The organism is Hyphomicrobium sp. LHD-15 (assembly GCF_031157355.1).
Classification (GTDB): domain Bacteria; phylum Pseudomonadota; class Alphaproteobacteria; order Rhizobiales; family Hyphomicrobiaceae; genus Hyphomicrobium_C.
Genome location: NZ_JAVIFT010000003.1, coordinates 75,026 through 93,115, shown reverse-complemented (window position 1 = coordinate 93,115; position 18,090 = coordinate 75,026). Strand labels below are relative to the sequence as shown.

The following is an 18,090-nucleotide window of genomic DNA, read 5'->3' as shown; positions in this document are numbered from 1 at the left end:
TCGAGACCCTGGGCATGCCTGACGTTGCTCCCAATCGGTTGCACATCAGCCGCCACTACGGGTAACCGTTCCACCGAGCGTCCCGCACGGAGGATGGGCGACTTGTGCCGGCAGGTCTCCTGGCTCACGGCTCGAGCGTCCTTCTCCTGCCTTCCCGGTGGCTCAACGTGGGCCGCCAGTGGCGTCGTTGGAAAAAGACTCGCCGTTTACAGTTGCGGGAGCAGCCACGGGCTCAACTCGCTTCGCATTTTACTGCGTCGCGGATCTCACCGTGTTCCCTCTTCGTCGTCTCGGACTTGCGTACGGGACGACACCGTCACGGGCCTATCAGCGCTGAAGGGAGGGGGCCGTGTCAATCCACAATCCACGGGTGTCTCGACGCGGCGGTTTGGAATGATACGAAACGGCCACAGTTCGGGCTGGAATTCTGATCGCTATCAGCCAGGGCCTCATCGACGTGGGCGTCGCGAAGCTTGACCCTCCCGGTGAATTTGGTGACGGTTGCGCCTTTCCGAGGGGCGTGCCCCCGGTTCGTCCTTGGACCCAAGGTGGGCGGCGCTTGAGTTTACCTTTTTCGATTTCCGTTCGGCCTCAGCTGCTGGTGGCGAGCTTCGACGTGCCGCAATCGATGCTGAGCTGGTCGCTGACCAAGCCCGGTTTTCGAGACGCGCGCGAGGTCGCCTGGCTCGAGGTGCGGAACGCAGACCTGCCGCCTTCGGTGGATCCGGTCACCAGCATTTCGCAGTTGATGGCGGACGCGGGGCTCGCGGAAGCCATCGCGCTCGTCACCTCGCGTAATGTTGCGCGGTATCATGTTTCCCAGGCGAGCGTGGAGGGCGAGACGGCGACGTGTCTCGCGACCGTCGGTCTTTCCAACGGCGAGCGTGTTGGGGAACGTTGCGCGGAGCCGGTTTGGCTGCCCGGCACAATCAATACGCTGGTGCATGTCTCGCGTCCCTTGACGCAAGGCGCGTTGATCGAAACCGTTTCGATTGCCACCCAGGCGCGGACGGCCGCCATCCTCGATGCCAACGTTTATCGCGCGGGTGTCGCAATCACGGGAACCGGCACGGACTGCATCGTGGTGTCGGCGCCGAAGGGGGCTGACGAAGCTCAATTCGCCGGGCTGCATACCGCAATCGGTGAAGCCGTCGGCAAGGCGGTCTATCGGGCGGTCGCCGAGGGAACCGAGGTCTGGCGGCGGGATTTTGCCCGGATCGTCAGCCGCGAAGACGCGGCGGAGTAAGGCATCGTTTTGTTCGGCGTTGGCCCCGCAATCCGGGCGCTTCGCCCTGGGTTGCTTTACCATTCCGTTTGGAGCCTGCTTTCCGGGGCCGACGGCGCCGTTGCGCTGAGGGCGGCCGGCGTGCCATGAGCAGATGAGATCGGATCGAGAGGCAGGCTATGGCCGAGCGCGTGGTGCTGGTTACGGGATCGCTTGCGGAGCCGCGCGTGAAGCGCGTCGCCGAGCAGGTCCAGAGCGATGCGCTCGAACCCGTCGTCGCGAACGTCGGCGTTAAAGTAGCGGCGCTGATGACCACGGATATCGTGGAGCGGCGCCTCAAGCTGCCGGAGGGCGCGGATCGCGTGGTGATGCCGGGCCGCTTCCGCGGGGATCTCGATCGGTTGTCCGATCATTTCGGAACGCGTTTCGAGCGTGGGCCTGACGAGGTGGCCGATCTGCCGGAATACCTCGGGCACGCGAAAGAGAAGGTCGATCTCTCGCAGCACAACATGACGATCTTTGCGGAGATCGTCGATGCAACCTTGATGACGCCGGCGCAGATTGTCGAGCGGTCGCGCGTGTTGCGGGCAGACGGGGCCGACGTGATCGATCTCGGTTGCCTGCCGGATAGCCCGTTTCCGCATCTCGAAGAAGCGATCGCGGCGTTGCATGCGGACGGGGTGCGGGTCAGCGTCGACAGCTTCAATTCCGAAGAACTCTCCCGCGCCACGAAGGCCGGCGCCGATTTTCTGCTGAGCCTGTCGGAAAAGAACATCGACATCGCGGACGAAGGGCCGGCGGTGCCAATCCTGGTTTCGGCGGGTGCGGCCGATATGGACTCGCTCGATCGCGTCATCGACATCATGATCGCGAAAGGCAAGCCGTACTACGCCGATCCCATTCTCGATCCGATCCACTACGGGTTTGCGGCGTCGGTTGCGCGGTATGTGGATCTGCGCAAACGGCGGCCGGATGTTCCGATCCTGATGGGCATCGGCAATGTCACAGAGCTCACCGACGCCGACACGACCGGCATCAATGCGCTGTTGATGGGGCTCTGCTCGGAGCTCGATATCACGGCGGTGCTGGCGGTGCAGGTCAGTCCGCATTGCCGGACGGCCATTCGCGAGTTCGACCGTGCACGCCGCGAGTTCTATGCGGCCAAGAAGGCGGGCTCGCTGCCGCAGGGCTTCGGCGGCGGATTGATGGCGCTTCGCGACCGCCGAGGCTTTGCGACCACGTCGGACGAGATCAAGACGTTGGCCGCGCAGATCCGCGATGCGAACTATCGGATCGAGGTCGCCGAGGATGGTGTCCATATCTACAATCGCGACGGGCACCACGTGTCCGACGATCCATTCCAGCTCTATCCGCATCTCGATACGCGCGCGGATCCGGGGCACGCGTTCTATCTCGGGGTCGAGACGGCGCGTGCGGAAATTGCCTACCGCCTCGGCAAGCGTTACGCGCAGGACGAGCCGCTCGAATTCGGTGTGGTCGCGGAGACGCGTGGCTCGGCGGATGATGCGCATCTCATGAAGTTCAAGGATGCGGGATCGACGCTCAAGAAGGGCGAGACACCCGACAAGGGTTGAGCGCGCTATGCGCTGATCCGCTGCCCGAGCAGGACCGTGAGCCAATCAACAAACGCCTTGAGACGGCGCGAGAGATGCTGGCGGTGCGAATAGACGATGTGCATGGGCATCGGCGCCGCCCGATGCCGCGGCAGAACCTCGACGAGCTTGCCGGACGCCAGGTGATCGGCGACGTCGTAGGCGGGAACCTGGATCAGTCCGAGCCCGGCGAGGCAGCAGGCGATGTAGGCCTCGGCATTGTTGACGGTGACGCGAGCCTGCATCGGGCGCGTGCGAAGCTCCGATTTCTCCACCCACTCCCACTCTTCGATCTTGCCGGTCGCGGGAGACGCGTAGTTGACGGCGAAGTGCCGGTCCAGGTCGGCGATCCTGCGCGGAGTTCCGTTGGATTCGAGATAGGCGGGGCTGGCGCAGTTCACCAGTGCGAGGTCGGCCACCTTCCGCGCGATCAGGGTCGAATCCGAAAGCGGGCCGACGCGGAGCGCGCAGTCGATGCCCTCCTGAATGAGATCGACGGCGCGATCGGTTACGCCGAGCTCGATTTCGATATCGGGATGATGCGCGAAAAAGTCCGGCAGGGCGGGTGCGATGATGCGCCGGCCGATGCGGCCCGGTACGTCGATGCGCAGTTTTCCGTGCAGATGCGTTTGAGCGCCGCGGAACAGGCTTTCGGCTTCCTCGTAGTCGATGAGCAGGCGCTGGCAGCGCTCGTAAAACGCCAATCCGTCATGGGTGGCCGACACCTGCCGCGTGGTGCGATGGATCAGGCGGGCGCCTAAACGCTCCTCGAGCTGGCGGATGGCGCTGGACACCGTGGATCGCGGTAAATCCAATGTGTTCGCGGCGCGCGTGAAGCTCGCGGAATCGACCACGCGCATAAAAATCCGGAGCAGTTCGAGGCGGTCCACAGGTGGGGGCCATTGTTCGAGAATTTCGACAAGTAATGTTCAATTTTGTCACTTTATGCCGTCATCTGCAAACGATCATATGGCGGCTCTTTTTGGCGCGTTCTGCGCACTCAGCAATTTTCAGGAGGATCGGGCATGGCTGACCACAGCATCAAGGGAAAGACGGTTCTGATCGCGGGAGGCGCCAAGAACCTCGGCGGGTTGATCGCGCGCGACCTCGCCCAGCAGGGCGCGAAGGCCGTCGTCGTTCACTACAACAGTTCGGCCAGCAAAGCGGCTGCTGAAGAGACGGTGGCAGCGGTAAAGGCGCTCGGGGCCGATGCGGCGGCGTTTCAAGGCGATCTCACGACGGGCGGAGCCGTGGCCTGCCTCTTTGCCGAAACGATCGCGAAATTCGGCCGTCCCGACATTGCGATCAACACGGTCGGCAAGGTGTTGAAGAAGCCGATCGTCGAGATCACCGAGGCCGAATATGACGAGATGGCTGCGGTCAATTCGAAGTCGGCGTTCCTGTTCATCCAGGAAGCCGGCAAGGCGCTCAACGACAACGGCAAGCTGGTGACGCTCGTCACGTCGCTGCTCGGCGCCTTCACGCCGTTCTATGCCGCCTATGCCGGCAGCAAGGCGCCTGTCGAGCACTACACGCGGGCTGCCGCGAAGGAATTCGGGGCGCGCGGCATCTCGGTGACTGCGGTGGGGCCGGGTCCGATGGACACGCCTTTCTTCTACCCGGCTGAAGGGCCGGAAGCGGTCGCCTACCACAAGACGGCGGCTGCTCTCTCACCGTCCTCGCCGACCGGGCTCACTCACATCGAGGACGTGGTGCCGTTCATCCGTCATCTCGTCTCCGACGGTTGGTGGATCACCGGCCAGACGCTGCTGATCAACGGCGGCTATACGACGAAATAGAACATGTGGCGGCGCGACGGGCTCGCTCTTGGGCGCGTTGCGCAACTGCCGCCCGTTCGGCTATTCCTCCGAAGCGAGACGTGCGTGCAAGGTTCGGCGCCGGCTCGTCGCATCAAAAGGGGGACAGCGCGCCGATGGAACACCAACAAGGGGCAGACGGGGCCGGCTCTTTCGGGCTCGCGCTGCTGCGGCGGGCCGTCGATGTGCGAGGCTCGGAGGTGGCTGCGGCGCTGGGGTCGTTCGCCACGTTCGCGTTGGTGCTCGGCGGCTATTACCTGATCCGCCCGGTGCGCGAGAACGTCAGCGCTGAGGCGACTGCCGATCAGCGCCAGCTGTGGTTCCTGCTCGTGTTCGCGGTCATGCTGGCGGCGGTGCCAGTGTTCGCGTGGGTCGTGGCACGAGTGCCGCGGCGCGCCATCCTGCCCGGGATCTACATGTTCTTCGTCGGGCTGATGGTGTTCTTCTGGCTTACGCTTCGCTCCGGCGGGGACGGTACGCTGGGCGCTTCGTTCTTCGTGTTCGGCAGCGTGTTCAATCTGTTCGTCGTGTCGCTGTTCTGGATCTTGATGTCCGACATCTACGACAGCGAGCAGGCCAAACGTCTCTACGGCTTCATCGCGGCAGGCGGCACGACGGGCGCGGTGCTCGGTCCGTTCGCGGCCAATTCTCTGGTGACGGTCGTCGGCCAGGAGAATCTGCTGCTGATCGCGGCCGCCGTGTTCGTACTTGCAGCCGCGCTCTCGGTCTGGCTGCGCGGCGTGGCCGTGCGAGACCAGGCTGCGCCCAACGGCAAGAACGAAGCGCCGCCGACGCTCAGGTCGCTGCTGTCCGGCGCCGAGCGCGTGCTGCGGGATAGTTACCTGCTTCGCATCGCGTGTTACGTGCTGATCGCGAACCTGCTTTCGACCTTCTTCTATCTCGAGCAATCGCGGCTTGCGGGTGAGGTGTTGCCGGATGCAACGACGCGCGTGCAGTTTTTTGCCGAACGCGATCTGATCACGAGCGTGCTCAGCGTGCTGGTGCAGGTGTTCCTCACCGGCCGGATCATGGCGCGGTTCGGCGTTGGCGTGGCGGCGGCCGTGCTGCCGGCGCTGACCGTGATCGGTCTCGGTGTCTATGCGGCGATGCCCGCGCTGCACGTCGTGGCGGCGATCATGGTGGCGGAGCGCGTCGCGGCTTTCGCGCTGTCGAACCCGGCGACCAAGGTGCTCTATACGGCTGTCGATAGCGACGAGCGCTACAAGGCGCAGAGCTTCATCGATACGGTCGTCTATCGCGGCGGCGATGCGCTGTCGGGCGCTGTCTTCAACGGGCTTACGAAGGCCGTGGGGCTGCCGCTTTCGGCTGTCGCGGTGCTGTCGGTTCCCGTTGCCGGCATCTGGCTTGCGATGTCGCTGCGTTTCGATCGCGCGCTGCGCCAGCGTCTCGGCGAGACAGCCCGGTAAAGGCCGCGATCGAGGGGATTTAAGCGCGGGCTTCCTGGCTCGGTGATCCGAGCATGCGGGCGAGCGCGGCGAAGGCGCTGTCGAGATCGGCCAGCGCCAGCACGATGCGGCGCGCGACCTGATAGTCGTTGTAGCGCGGATCGAGCGAGGCGGCGTTGCCGGCCAGCATACGCAGAAGCGCTGTGAGATCGGATGTCAGCATCGTCACCAGGCGCTGGGCGGCGGGATTGTGCGACGGCCAGCGGACCGGCGTGGTCAGCGCGCGCGACGACGTGGAGGCGGGAACGCTGTCTCCGTTGATGACGCCGGGTCGCAGCTTCTCGGCATAAATGGCGTAGGCCTGCAGCAGTTCTTCGATGGCCATCGGCGGCGTTCTGATGCCGATCGCCAGTTGTTCGAGGATGACGTTGGAGCGGCTTTCCCAATCGGCCAGCACCGGGGCCGCCTCGGCGCGGATCTGATTGCTCTGCAGATGATGGAAGGTCAGGCGGGCCAGCCTGCGGACGATTTTCTCGGCCTTCTGTGTGCGCCGATCGGCAATTTCGACGGCGAGGCTTTCGACGCCGTTGCGGAGCGCTTTGGCGCCGCTTTCGATGTCCTCTTCCTCCGATCCGTCGGGCGTGTTCTCGGCGGCAACGAGAACGACCTCGCGGAACATGCCCTTGGTGAGGCTCTGCAGACGCTTGGTGACATGCTCGATTTCGTCGGCGCTTTGCAGGCTGTCCTGGTGGGTCGCGACGAGAATGGCGTTGCGGCAGCAGCGCTGCGGAAGCGTCGACCAGAGTGCGCGCTCGCTTTCGGTCCAGGCGCGGGTCGCGACCGTGCACCAGATCACGATGTCGGCTTCCTCTACGAACGACGAGGGCGTCGCGGAGGGTGGCGTGTCCAGGATCTGGTAGGTGCGAAGCCGTTCGAGGGGTAGCGCGACCTGAAGGGCGCGGAACGAGAGATCCGTCAGCGGGTCGTTCTCGTCGCCGTCGACGCGGATGCGTGCGCCGGCCTGGGTGATGCCATGGATCGCCGCGGTCTCGGCATAGGTCATCAAAACCGGCATGTTGGTGTTCGAGACCACGCTCGTCGGCAAGAGGCCGGACCCGATCAGGAGATCGGCGACCGACGTCTTGCCCGAATTGTATTCGCCCAGGATGACGACACGGAGCGGCCGGCGCAGGGCTTCCTCCATGCGCGCGAGGCCGGCGATGCAATAGGTCAGGGCCGTATCGGTGAGGCGCGTTTCGACCAGGCGCTCCCTGGCGGCGCCCAACAGCCGGAGAAACTGCTCGGATGCTTTGCTCATGTGGCTCGCGGCGCTTCGCTTTTCAGAACGGTGTCGATGTACTGAATGAGGTGCTCGAGGTGCTGAGTGAGGGTTTCGTTGTCCTTGACGCGCTGGGCCTGCGCACGAATCCGGTTGGCGCGCTCGTTTGCCGCTTGCTGGCTCTCGGGCGGAAAGGCTTCGCGGCGGGTCAGCTCGTAGTCTTCGCGCACGCGATCAAGGCGGCGCTGGAGCGCATGCTGGATGTTGCGGCAAGCGCCGAACGACCACTTGATCGTCGTCGTGCTGAAGTGATGGAAGGCGACGCCTGCGAGGTGGACGAGCTCGTCGGCGACGGAAGCGAACTCGCTCTTGATCAAGGCTTCGATCTTGCTCCCCGATATTTGCGGCGAGGGATTGCGGCTCCAGAACAGGCTCCAACGGGAGTTGTCGAGATCGAGCGCCATCAGGCGGCTCACCGGCGCAATGGTTGGCTCGGGGATGGCGAGGGTCTGGCCGTGCGGGTCGGGCATCACGGCGCCCGGTACGAGCGACGCCATGAGTTGATGCAACTCGGGTGCGACGCGGGCATGGAACGACGTCAGGCGGGTCGCGGAATTGCGGAAGCCGGTGCGGAAGGCTTCGGCGAGCGCGCGCCTCAGTTCGACGCCTTCGTGGGTCCATACCTTCGGTGCGCGGCCACGGGATAGCGTGTCGATCAGCACGTCGCGCTCGCGCGCGGCGTGGAATTCGATGGTGGCTTGGAGCTTGCGCCGCAAGGTTTCCTTTTCCTCCTGGATGATGCGGGCGAGCTGCTGCTCGATGCCGGCGGCGGAGGCTTCGATGTTGGCGGTGACGCGTGCGAGCAGCTCGCTCTCGCGCGCCAGCTCGACGAATTTCTCCTCGGCCCGACGTGGCACCTCGCGCTTTTCGTTCGCCGCTGTGAGGCTTTGCAGCTCGGCGCGCGCGGCGCCTTCGCAGGCCCGCGACATCTCCGCGAACGATCCGGTGATCTGGCGCATGACGTAAGTGGGACTCGCGGCGTCCATCAGGCTGTCCATGGCCTGATAGACGGCGGGCAGGCCGGACATGGCGAGAAGGGAGTGTTTCAGCCGCTCGTCGAAATCGGGGTTGCCGATGAAGCGGGGATCCAATTCGTCGGGGCGAAGGAGGCCGGCGCGCAGAAGGTAATTGGCGGAACGACGCTTCAGGATGCGGGTGATGGCATCGCGGTCGTAGGTCATGGCCTGGCTGCCCCACCAGGCGCTACCGTAAACGAGCGGGATCTCGGAGCCCGGCATCTCGGCGGCGAGCTTCTGGCGGATATAGTGGATGACGCGGGGTAGCTCGGCTTCGACGTCGGTCAGGTCGTCGATGCGATTGAGCAGGACGACGATGCGGTCCTTGTTGAGGCCGCGCATGATCCGAAGCAGCGTGACGTCGTTGTCCGACAGCGGCTGGCGAGCAGTGAGCACGATGACGTAGATGTCGGCCGAGCCGAGGCTGCGGCGCGTGATCTCATCGCGGATCAGGAAGGGATCGTTGGTGCCGGGTGTGTCGACGACGGTGCTCGGGAACGCGAACGGGCCGCGCTGGAAGTAGAGATCGGCGCTCTTGGTGATGTCGGAGTATTTGCCGATCGGGATGGTTCCCGTCTGAGCCGTGAAGTCGCCCGAGCAGACGTAATGCTGAAGCGTGCTGGGCGCGAGATTGATGAAGCAATGAGCCTGGCCCAAGAGCAGATCGTACTCGGGGCCGAGGCGATCCTGGGCGCGGGTGCGCAAAAGCTCGGCCTGCTGCTGCAGCAATCCGGGCTCGAAGCCGGGCACGAGCCGTTCGGTCAGTTCGCGAATCTTGCCGCCGGTCTCGGCGATCTCGCCCCATTCCTTGGGCTGGAGGAACGTGAAGATCGCGGAGTGAGGACCGGGCGGCGATTGCGCGAAGTGCAGATTGGTGACGGCCGTCGTCCACGGCGTGACGCTGGTCGGAAGAAAGTTTGGATGCTGAACGAAGGTGTTGATGAAGGAGCTTTTGCCGGATTTGATCTGCCCGACGACGCCGATGCGGCATACGAGCTGCTTCAGATCGACGAGGGCGTCGGCAATGAGAGGGCGGGCGGCGGGTTCCACGAGCCCGGCCAGCACGTGGCCGCAGCTGAGAAGCTGCTGACGCAGGCCTTCCAGCCTGGCCCCTATAAGGCCCGAGCTTGTTTCTTCCCCCGACATGCTTGCGTTCAAATGTCCTGCGCCTCCCGGCATGTGTGGCGTCCCAGGGACCACGGCGCGGAGTCAACAGTATGACCTACGCGCGAGGACAACGCGTCCGGTTGATGCGGGCGAATGTCGCGGGGGCGGAGGACGGGGGCGTGGCGTCGTTTGTCGGCGTACGTTCTATTTGATGACCGGGTTGGCCAGGTAGCTGGCGGCCTCCTGGGTGCCGAGAGCAAGCGCCCGTTCATACCAGGCTTTGGCAAGGGCCGGATTGGTCTGGCTATCGGCAAAGGTATAAGATCTCGACTGCGACGGGTCGTAGCTGCGGCCAAGCTTGAAAGCCGCTGCTCCTGAGCCCAGTTCTGCTGCCCGCTGCAGCAAGGCGCGGCCGGCTTCGACCTCGCCACTCTGTAGCAGAACATCGGCGCGCCGCACCAGGGCGTTGGCGGTGTCGGACTGCTGGCCGGGGCTTGCGCCGTTAGCGGCCGGCTGGTTGAGCTCAAGCCTTTTCTGGCCCAGCATCTCCGGACCCAAAGGCCCGATCTTGCCCTGCCAGGACATGATCATGAAGACGGTGAAGGTCGAAATGAGAGCTGCGGTCGCGGCGGCAACATAAACCGCGGCGCCCGAGGATTTCGCCACCTCCGGCGGAGGCGCGATAACCATCTCTTCGTCTTCGGAAACGGGAGCACCGCGCAGGGCGCCAACATAGCCCCGCTGATCCGGCTCCTGCGTCTTTTTGACTAAGCTCTTGTCCCCGTCCAGTCCATCCAGTCGACGGAGGAGCTTCTTGAGCTCGTCCATCTTGATCTCTTCACGGCGTGCCATACGCGTCTATCCCCATGCGCCACTCGCATATTGCTCGTAGTTTCCCCCGCATTGGTCCGGCCGCTCCCGCTCAGCGACCGATCGATACTCATAGTTATCAACAGGTAATTCGTAGTTCAGTGTGGCTTCCAGGACAAGGGCATTGCGTGATTTATATTTAGGCAGGGCGCCCAAACGGTTGGCACGCACAGCGTACTTGTCCTGTCATCCTCTCCTGTGATCATCTTGGAATGCATCCGTGAACAAACGCAGGGATTGCGGCGGGACGATGGGCGGGGCCGATTTGGCATGTGGATTGCCTCGGGACTTGCACGTGCCGCGACGGCGCGCGCTAGCATATTGATAGCGAAAGCGCTTTTTGGGGCGGGGAGGAGAGCACTGATGTCGGGTCACTCGAAGAGGCTGCAAGCGGTCCTGCTGGCGGTAACGCCGCTTGTATTCGGGTGGGCGGCCCCGGCGTGGGCGGCGCCCGACAAGGGCGATACGGCGTTCCTGATGGTTTCAACCGTCCTGGTGCTGCTGATGACGATTCCGGGTCTCGCGCTTTTTTATTGCGGGCTCGTCAGGACAAAGAACGCGCTCGCCACGTTGATGCAGGTTTTCGCGACGGTCTGCCTCGTCTGCCTGATCTGGATGCTCTACGGCTATAGCCTCGCGTTCACGGCGGACGAGCGCACGACGCCGTTCGTCGGCGGGCTCTCGAAAGCGTTCCTAGCGGGAATTACGCCGGATTCCGTCGCGGCTACGTTTTCGCCGGGCGTCTATGTTCCCGAGTATGCCTACATCTGGTTTCAAATGACGTTCGCGGCGATCACGCCGGCGCTGATCGTCGGGGCTTTCGCCGAGCGCATGCGCTTCTCGGCTCTGCTGCTGTTCATGGTGCTGTGGGTCACGATCGTCTATTGCCCGATCGCGCACATGGTTTGGTACTGGGCGGGACCGGATGCGTTGATCGACGCCGCGCGTGCGGTATCCGGCACCACGGGCGAAGCGCGCGCCGTCGCGGAAGCGAAGCTGCAGGGCCTGCTCGGTAGCGCTGGGCTTGCGGCACAGTGGGGTGCACTCGATTTCGCCGGCGGAACTGTCGTGCACATCAATGCCGGTATCGCTGGTCTCGTCGGTGCGCTGATGCTCGGGCCGCGCTCGGGCTATGGCCGCGAACCGATGCCTCCGCATTCGCTGACACTCAGCATGGTCGGCGCGGCGCTGCTGTGGGTCGGCTGGTTCGGTTTCAACTGCGGATCGAACCTCGAGGCGAACGGTACTGCCGCGCTCGCCATGGGCAACACGTTCGGCGCGACGGCGATGGCGGCACTGGCCTGGGTGTTTGCGGAGTGGGTACTCAAGGGCAAACCGACGACGCTCGGCCTCATCTCCGGTGTGGTTGTCGGCCTCGTTGCTGTGACGCCAGCGTCCGGCTTTGCGGGGCCGATGGGCAGCATCGTGCTTGGCTTCGTGGCCGGGATCTTCGGGTTCGTGGCGTGCACGTCGCTCAAGAGCGCGCTCGGCTATGACGATAGTCTCGACGTGTTCGGAGTGCACTGTGTCGGCGGCATCGTCGGCGCCATCGGCACCGGCATCCTGGTCAATCCGCACTTCGGTGGAACCGGCGTGGTGGATTACATCTCACAGCCGGGGCAGATCACCGTCACTTACGACATGGCCACGCAAATGAAGGCGCAGCTCAAGGCGGTTGCGCTGACGCTGGTGTGGTCGGGTGTGTTCTCGGCGATCATCTACAAGTTTGTGGATCTGGTAATCGGGCTTCGTTTGCCCCGTGAAAAGGAGCGCGCAGGTCTCGACGTCACGGAGCACGGCGAGCGCGGCTATTACTTCTGATCGTCCATTCCGGCTTGGGGGCGTGGCGTGCGGCGCGCTCCCATTCGCTCGCACGACGACGTGATGGTTACGAATTGGTCATGAGAGGAACCCCGGCGATCGGGACATCGTTTTTGTTTATCTGCGGGTGATCCGCGGATAAGCAAGGAGGATGCTCATGAAGAAGATCATGATCGGCGTTGCACTTGCGGCGCTGCTTGGCGCAACCCCTGCGGCCATCGCCAAAGATAAGGCGGCCAAGCCTCTGAAAGGGGCGGAGCAGTCTAGCATGGACGAGAATGCGAACCGGCACAAGGATGCCGACGGTACGTTCCAGGGCAAACCTGTCGTGCAAGGCCCGGCCAACTGGCATTCGTCGGCGAGTTCCGGCGCATCGACTGGTGAGGCTGGATCGAGCGGCTCTGGCAGCGACCGCGATATGAAGTAACGCAAAACCCGTCGTCGCTTCGAGCGCAAGGCTTCGAATGAAAATTCTGCAGCGCCATGCTGCTTGAGCTAGCGCTGGCCGGATTCGTTTGCGGGCGGCGTGACGCGCCACACAATATTGCCGACGTCATCCGCCACGAGCAGCGCTCCGGCGAGGTCCATGGCGACGCCGATTCCGGATTTCCGGACGGCGCCCCATCGACGAACGGAATGAAGACGACCTAATAGCCGCTCGGCGGATCACGGTTCCATGACCCGTGCTGGCCGACGAACACGCCGTCGCGCAGCCGCTCCGGGAGCAATGTTCCGCTCGAGAAGGTCAGGCCGAGCGAGGCCGTGTGTGCGCCGAGCGCGTAATCGGGAACGATGGCTTGGGCGACGAGATCGGGACGCGGCGGCTCAATACGCTCGTCGACATGCTGGCCGAAATAACTGTACGGCCATCCGTAGAAGCCGCCGTCCTTCACCGAAGTTAGATAGTCGGGCACGAGGTCATTGCCGATTTCATCGCGTTCGTTGACGACGGTCCAGAGCGTGCCGGATCGCGGTTCCCAGGCCAGGCCGTTCGGATTGCGAAAGCCCGATGCGAAGAGCCGCGTCACGCCGGTCGCGAGATCGATTTCCAGGATCGCGGCGCGGTTCTGCTCGGCGTCCATCCCGTTCTCGGCGACGTTGCTGTTGGAGCCGACCGTGGCATAGAGCTTCGCGCCGTCGGGGCTCGCGATGATGTTCTTGGTCCAGTGATGATTGAACGGAAGCGACGGGAGGTCTGCGATCTTGACGCCCGACTCGCGGATTTCCGTTTGTCCCGGCTTATACGGATAGCGCACCACGGCATCGGTGTTGGCGACATAGAAATTGTCGCCAACTAGTGCCATGCCGAACGGCGAGTTGAGTTCGGCAAGGAAAACTGTGCGGGTTTCGGCAACGCCGTCGTGGTTGTCGTCCCTCAGGAGTGTGATCCGGTTCGCGCTCGGTACGCCAGCGCCTGCTCGCGCCATGACGCGTCCCATGATCCATGCCGCCAAGCCGCTTCGGCCCCCCGAGTCCGGCGGCTTGTTGGTCTCAGCGACAAGCGCGTCTCCATTGGGCAGTACATAAAGCCAGCGCGGATGATTGAGCTCGGCTGCGAAAGCGCCGACTGCCAAGCCTTCTGCGGCGAGAGGCTTGCCGCCTGCCGGCCAGCCGGTTGCGGGCGCAATTTTGACTGTCGGAATGATTTGCCGGTTCGGTTCGGCGAGCTTCGGCTTGGGGCCGAACGTGTCCTGTTGAGGCAAGGCCGGCTCCTCTCCGCAAGCGGCAAGAAGAAGACCAACAACCATCGGAGGCGCGATCAGTGCCAGTTTCACGGCGGGCCTCGTGGTTCTGCTCACCTCAATGACTAAGGGAATGACGCAGAACGTGCGTGCAAAGTTCCCAGCGGCGTTTGCTGCAGGTGACCAGGATCGTCACTTCGGCGTCGCGTCTGCGCCGCATTTTTCGTTCAGCCTGACGGCTCGATTCTGAATGTCCGGAGAGGCTCACGGGGGCCGTGGAACGTGGGTATCGACGCGGCGCCAGCGTCCTAATCAGGCGTTAACAGATCGGATGTCGATCGATCGACCTGGCTCCTGCGTTTGGCGGAACTTTATTCACCTCTTCGATTTATGGACGTGCAACGGGGATGGGAGGGAACCATGGACTACGCCATTACCACTGCGCTTGTTTTTGCATTTTTTCTGGGAGCTCCGACGCTGTTCCTTTGCTCTCTCGCCGGTGTCGAGCCCGAGTGATCGGGGACCAACGAGGCGATGTCCCGTCCCACGGGGGCGGTGCTTAGAACGAAGCTCAAGCGTCGTCGGCGGCGTCCATATCCGACAGCGCGATTTTCTGGCAAACGGTGTCCTGCTGGCGTTCGGGCGTTACCGCCAAGCGTGCATGATAATGCGACCGCTATTTGAAAATCCCGGAGCGCGCCAAGTTTCGAACTTGGTGAAATGAAGCTCCCGCAGCATGTTCTCCAGGCAAAGAATATTTGGTCCCCAGTAGTTGGAGCCGTCGCCGTTCAACTCGGCGCTCAGATAGTAGCGCATGACCGGCTCAGGCCGATCGTTCATGTCGCTGTGCGTCTCGACGACCAATAGCTCCTTGGTCAGAGAGGCTGCCTTCTCCAATCCCCCGAAGGGATTTGGGAGGTGATAAAGGACGCCAAGCATCATCGTGACGTCGAATGTTCCGATCTGCTTCGGATCCAAGTCGAAGACGTCCACATCAAGGCTTTCAACCTTCGAGTTCAGGCGCTCATGGACGTAGTCGAAACCGTCCTTGGTTCCCCATCCTGGCCCTGACCAGCAGAAGTGATCAGTTGCCAGAACGCGGGACGCACCGCGCCGCTCGGCTTCGAACGAGTAAAAGCCATCCCACGCGCCGATGTCGACCACGGACTTACCGGCGACGGAATGCTTGAAAATGACATCCGCGTATCTGCGCTGCGAGTCTAGAGCGCTGAGGCCGTGGACGGTTTCGTTTGGAAGTTCAAATGAGTGGAAGAACTTGGTTTTAGTGCAGGCCAACATCAGCGAAACCCCGTTTTTTGGAGCGGACATGAGACAGCGCAACACCGATTGTCAGAGTTGATGCGACGTGACCGCCCTAGTTCGGATTAGTTTGATCAGCACAGCGAGCTGCCAGCAATCGGACGGCACACGGAATCCACTGTTTACTGACCGTTACCCGGCAATCCTCTGTGGAGAAGGTGGGGGCCGGCATTCGCAGGAGCCAGGAAGAGGAAGGCACCTTGGATCTAGATAAGACTCGTGGGTGCTTTACCTGCTCAGGGCTTTGAGCGGCTCGCTCCGCGTTCGGACAAATGTGAAAAGTCGCGTGTCGGCGACGTCCAACGTTTGAGAAAGGCGGATGTGGCGGTATATTTTTGAAGGGTGCGTAACGCCTTGACGCCACTGATAATTTTTGGCGACCCCGACAGGATTTGAACCTGTGACCCCCAGATTAGGAATCTGGTGCTCTATCCAGCTGAGCTACGGGGCCTTGCCAACAAAATCAAACAGTTAACAGCTTTCGCCGTGCGGACTGCGCCGCTCATGCGCCACTTGCACGCGCCTCATAGCACAATCCGTTGCCAGCGGCTTGTCTTGATGCATCGGGCTTGGAATGTCGATATGCCACGTCGCGCCGGGTGCTGCCCTGGCGTTGTTTCGCGCCGGCAATCCAAGGGATCAAGGAGTTCGAGTTTGGAAGGCGTTTGCGAGTCTCTCATTCTCGTCGATGAGGACGATCTGGAAATCGGCACCGCCGAGAAGATCGACGCGCATCAGCGTGCGCTGCTGCATCGCGCCTTTTCGGTCATCGTGTGGGATTCGCGCGGGCGGCAACTCATCCAGAAGCGGGCGTCGACGAAGTATCATTCCGGCGGCTTGTGGACCAACGCCTGTTGCGGGCACCCGCGCCCAGGCGAGGCTGTCGAAGCCGCGGCCGTGCGGAGGCTCGGCGAGGAAATGGGCTTTTCGTGTCCGCTCGAATGGCTCGGCCTCGTGCGTTACGACGCAGCCTTCGGCAATGGTCTTGCCGAGCGTGAAATCGTGCATGTCTTTCGCGGCCTCTACGATGGTCCGATCGCGGCCAATCCGGCGGAAGCCGAAGGCTACCAATGGTGCAGTCTCGCGAGCGTTCGGGCGGATATCGCTGCGATGCCGGATCGGTTCAGCGTATGGTTCCGCCGCTACATCGCCGAGGATTGGCCGATGGCGCTGGCGCCGCCGCTTATGGGCTCGGTCAGCGGCGCTTACCCGGTTCAGCCCGTCTAGATCTGGATGCTTTTGAGGCTGTTTGCCTATCGGATTAGCAAGGTGAGCTAATCCGGCCACAGTTGGTTTTGGCGCTCCGTTATCGCGCTCGTTCTTTTTTCGGTCCTTTAGGGTTTGCCCCTACGCTGCAAGGCGTTGAAGACATTTGGGTGGGCCAAGACAACATGAAGATCAATCACGGATTAACGACGCTCGGTCTCTTTTTCGCGGCTTCGGTGGCCGCGGCCACGCCCGCTGTTTCCGCAGATCTCGGTGGCGACTGCTGCGCCGATCTTGAAGAGCGGGTGGCCGAGCTCGAAGCGACCACGGCCCGCAAGGGGAACCGGAAGGTCTCGCTCACCATCTCCGGCTATGTGGCGCAGGAGATTACCGTCTGGGACGACGGCGGGGAAAGCAACGCCTACGTCCATGGGCTCGGGCCGACGCAATCCACTCATGTGAAGCTCAACGGGCAGGCGACGATCGTCCCGGGCTGGACAGCAGGCTACATGCTCCGCATTCAAGATCTTACCGGCAACGCCTTCTCCGGCGCGGGCGAACCGATCAACCAGATGAACGCGACCAAGAACGACAATCTCAATACGCAGATGTCGTTCTGGTATCTGCAAAGCAAGGAATTCGGCAAGGTTAGTATCGGGCGCCAGGCCCATGCCGCCAAGAGCGCGGCGATGTTCACCGACCTTTCCGGCACGCAGATTCTCGACAACTATACGTTCCTCGACGGATTTCCGCAGTTCCGTCTGCGCAGCGGCACGACCGGGGTTCTGCATCCGGCGTTGACCTGGGGCAACATGGGCTTCTGCTATTCGCAGCAGGCTCCGCTCGGCGGCGATTGCAACGGCATCGTCATGAACGGGGTGCGCTACGACACGCCGACCTTCGCGGGATTTTCGGCTTCGGCGAGCTGGGGCGAGGACGACTTCTGGGAGATCGCGGGCCGCTATGCCGGGGAGGTCGCCGGCTTCAAGGTGGCGTTCGGTATCGGTTACTCGGAGAATAGCGACGAGAACGCGGCGATTGCCGGCCCACCTGGAAGCGGCATCACCTTCAGCATCGATCACAAGAGTTCGAGTTATTTCCAGGCCGGCGGCTACATTCAGCATCTGGCGAGCGGGCTTTTCCTCCACGGCGCCTACGGTTCCGAGGACAACAACGATGCGACGCTGGTACGGTCGACGGGTGGAACCAGAGTGCTGCCGGACAGCGAGCACTATTACGTCAAGGCGGGCATTCGCCAGAAGTGGCTGCCGTTCGGTGCGACCGTGGTCTATGGCGACTACGCCCGCTACAACGACCAGATGGGTCCGGGGGCGTTGTTTGCCGGTGCGACGGGCAGCTCGTTCGACCGCTTCGGCGGCGGCATCGCGCAGGAGATCGATGCGGCGTCGATGACCCTCTATCTCAAGTATCAGCACTACGAGGGCGAGCTTGACGGCGTGGCCGCACTCACCGACATCGAGGATGCGGACTTCGTGAGCTTCGGCGGGCTGATCGCGTTCTAGATCGTGTCGTGAGTTCAAACACGACCATGGTGTTTCCACTCCCCGCTTCGGCGGGGAGTTCTTTTTTGCGCTCGTGCATGAATTGTGGATCCCCCGGCATGTTCCTGCGAAGCATGGCTTTGCCATGACCTCCGAGGACGACAGG

At 62.9% G+C, this 18,090-nt stretch carries 13 protein-coding genes, 1 tRNA gene, 1 pseudogene and 1 riboswitch; of the genes and pseudogenes, 8 read left to right on the top strand and 7 right to left on the bottom strand.

What is annotated here, in order from left to right:
- Nucleotides 1-91 precede the first annotated feature (91 nt).
- A riboswitch (cobalamin riboswitch) is annotated at nucleotides 92-333 on the bottom strand.
- 226 nt (nucleotides 334-559) lie between these two features.
- Both RCO24_RS12590 and RCO24_RS12585 read left to right on the top strand, forming a co-directional pair.
- On the top strand, nucleotides 560-1,246 hold the full coding sequence (locus tag RCO24_RS12590; protein ID WP_308962550.1) for an adenosylcobinamide amidohydrolase: 687 nt from the start codon (nucleotides 560-562) through the stop codon (nucleotides 1,244-1,246).
- A 158-nt stretch (nucleotides 1,247-1,404) separates the two neighbouring features.
- Entirely contained in the window at nucleotides 1,405-2,820 is a 1,416-nt protein-coding gene (locus tag RCO24_RS12585; protein WP_308962548.1) for a DUF6513 domain-containing protein, read from the top strand.
- Nucleotides 2,821-2,825: 5 nt separating this feature from the next.
- On the opposite strand, the gene RCO24_RS12580 is transcribed toward RCO24_RS12585, so the two are convergent.
- A complete protein-coding gene (locus tag RCO24_RS12580; protein WP_308962547.1) occupies nucleotides 2,826-3,728 on the bottom strand; it encodes a LysR family transcriptional regulator in 903 nt (300 codons plus the stop codon).
- Between the two features lie 135 nt (nucleotides 3,729-3,863).
- Here RCO24_RS12580 and RCO24_RS12575 point away from each other — a divergent pair, with 135 nt between their 5' ends.
- Nucleotides 3,864-4,637, top strand: coding sequence for an SDR family oxidoreductase (locus tag RCO24_RS12575; protein WP_308962546.1), 774 nt, complete (start codon nucleotides 3,864-3,866; stop codon nucleotides 4,635-4,637).
- A 134-nt stretch (nucleotides 4,638-4,771) separates the two neighbouring features.
- On the top strand, nucleotides 4,772-6,082 hold the full coding sequence (locus RCO24_RS12570; protein WP_308962544.1) for an MFS transporter: 1,311 nt from the start codon (nucleotides 4,772-4,774) through the stop codon (nucleotides 6,080-6,082).
- Nucleotides 6,083-6,101: 19 nt separating this feature from the next.
- Here RCO24_RS12570 and RCO24_RS12565 read toward each other — a convergent pair whose 3' ends face one another.
- The 3 genes from RCO24_RS12565 to RCO24_RS12555 all read right to left on the bottom strand — a co-directional run bounded on the left by RCO24_RS12565 (nucleotide 6,102) and on the right by RCO24_RS12555 (nucleotide 10,375).
- Nucleotides 6,102-7,379, bottom strand: coding sequence for a hypothetical protein (locus RCO24_RS12565; RefSeq protein ID WP_308962543.1), 1,278 nt, complete (start codon nucleotides 7,377-7,379; stop codon nucleotides 6,102-6,104).
- Nucleotides 7,376-9,562, bottom strand: coding sequence for a dynamin family protein (locus tag RCO24_RS12560; protein ID WP_308962541.1), 2,187 nt, complete (start codon nucleotides 9,560-9,562; stop codon nucleotides 7,376-7,378). The genes RCO24_RS12565 and RCO24_RS12560 overlap by 4 nt, the downstream gene beginning before the upstream one ends.
- A gap of 165 nt (nucleotides 9,563-9,727) precedes the next feature.
- Nucleotides 9,728-10,375 (bottom strand): hypothetical protein, encoded by a 648-nt coding sequence (locus RCO24_RS12555; RefSeq protein WP_308962539.1) that lies wholly within the window; start codon nucleotides 10,373-10,375, stop codon nucleotides 9,728-9,730.
- 381 nt (nucleotides 10,376-10,756) lie between these two features.
- On the opposite strand from RCO24_RS12555, the gene RCO24_RS12550 reads away from it, so the two are divergent.
- The gene (locus RCO24_RS12550; RefSeq protein ID WP_308962537.1) at nucleotides 10,757-12,214 is read left to right on the top strand and encodes an ammonium transporter; all 1,458 of its coding nucleotides are present in this window, start codon (nucleotides 10,757-10,759) and stop codon (nucleotides 12,212-12,214) included.
- A gap of 157 nt (nucleotides 12,215-12,371) precedes the next feature.
- Nucleotides 12,372-12,641 (top strand): hypothetical protein, encoded by a 270-nt coding sequence (locus RCO24_RS12545; RefSeq protein WP_308962535.1) that lies wholly within the window; start codon nucleotides 12,372-12,374, stop codon nucleotides 12,639-12,641.
- 68 nt (nucleotides 12,642-12,709) lie between these two features.
- Here RCO24_RS12545 and RCO24_RS12540 read toward each other — a convergent pair.
- The 3 genes and pseudogenes from RCO24_RS12540 to RCO24_RS12530 form a co-directional block, all read right to left on the bottom strand.
- Nucleotides 12,710-13,962: pseudogene (locus RCO24_RS12540) on the bottom strand (PQQ-dependent sugar dehydrogenase).
- A gap of 579 nt (nucleotides 13,963-14,541) precedes the next feature.
- Nucleotides 14,542-15,195: a hypothetical protein gene (locus tag RCO24_RS12535; RefSeq protein ID WP_308962533.1), complete on the bottom strand. Its 654-nt coding sequence runs from the start codon at nucleotides 15,193-15,195 to the stop codon at nucleotides 14,542-14,544.
- Between the two features lie 395 nt (nucleotides 15,196-15,590).
- Nucleotides 15,591-15,667, bottom strand: a tRNA-Arg gene (locus RCO24_RS12530).
- Nucleotides 15,668-15,870: 203 nt separating this feature from the next.
- Between RCO24_RS12530 and idi the strand changes: the two genes are divergently transcribed.
- Both idi and RCO24_RS12520 read left to right on the top strand, forming a co-directional pair.
- Complete coding sequence (gene idi / locus RCO24_RS12525; RefSeq protein ID WP_308962532.1) at nucleotides 15,871-16,443, top strand: isopentenyl-diphosphate Delta-isomerase; 573 nt, start codon at nucleotides 15,871-15,873, stop codon at nucleotides 16,441-16,443.
- Between the two features lie 164 nt (nucleotides 16,444-16,607).
- The gene (locus RCO24_RS12520; protein WP_308962530.1) at nucleotides 16,608-17,945 is read left to right on the top strand and encodes a porin; all 1,338 of its coding nucleotides are present in this window, start codon (nucleotides 16,608-16,610) and stop codon (nucleotides 17,943-17,945) included.
- Nucleotides 17,946-18,090: the final 145 nt, after the last annotated feature.

Bases quoted from the DNA above. Each gene is read 5' to 3' on its own strand.
- RCO24_RS12555 (WP_308962539.1), bottom strand. From the start codon at position 10,375: ATGGCACGCCGTGAAGAGATCAAGATGGACGAGCTCAAGAAGCTCCTC.
- RCO24_RS12565 (WP_308962543.1), bottom strand. From the start codon at position 7,379: ATGAGCAAAGCATCCGAGCAGTTTCTCCGGCTGTTGGGCGCCGCCAGG.
- RCO24_RS12520 (WP_308962530.1), top strand. From the start codon at position 16,608: ATGAAGATCAATCACGGATTAACGACGCTCGGTCTCTTTTTCGCGGCT.
- RCO24_RS12545 (WP_308962535.1), top strand. From the start codon at position 12,372: ATGAAGAAGATCATGATCGGCGTTGCACTTGCGGCGCTGCTTGGCGCA.
- RCO24_RS12550 (WP_308962537.1), top strand. From the start codon at position 10,757: ATGTCGGGTCACTCGAAGAGGCTGCAAGCGGTCCTGCTGGCGGTAACG.
- RCO24_RS12535 (WP_308962533.1), bottom strand. From the start codon at position 15,195: ATGTTGGCCTGCACTAAAACCAAGTTCTTCCACTCATTTGAACTTCCA.
- RCO24_RS12570 (WP_308962544.1), top strand. From the start codon at position 4,772: ATGGAACACCAACAAGGGGCAGACGGGGCCGGCTCTTTCGGGCTCGCG.
- RCO24_RS12560 (WP_308962541.1), bottom strand. From the start codon at position 9,562: ATGTCGGGGGAAGAAACAAGCTCGGGCCTTATAGGGGCCAGGCTGGAA.
- RCO24_RS12585 (WP_308962548.1), top strand. From the start codon at position 1,405: ATGGCCGAGCGCGTGGTGCTGGTTACGGGATCGCTTGCGGAGCCGCGC.
- RCO24_RS12575 (WP_308962546.1), top strand. From the start codon at position 3,864: ATGGCTGACCACAGCATCAAGGGAAAGACGGTTCTGATCGCGGGAGGC.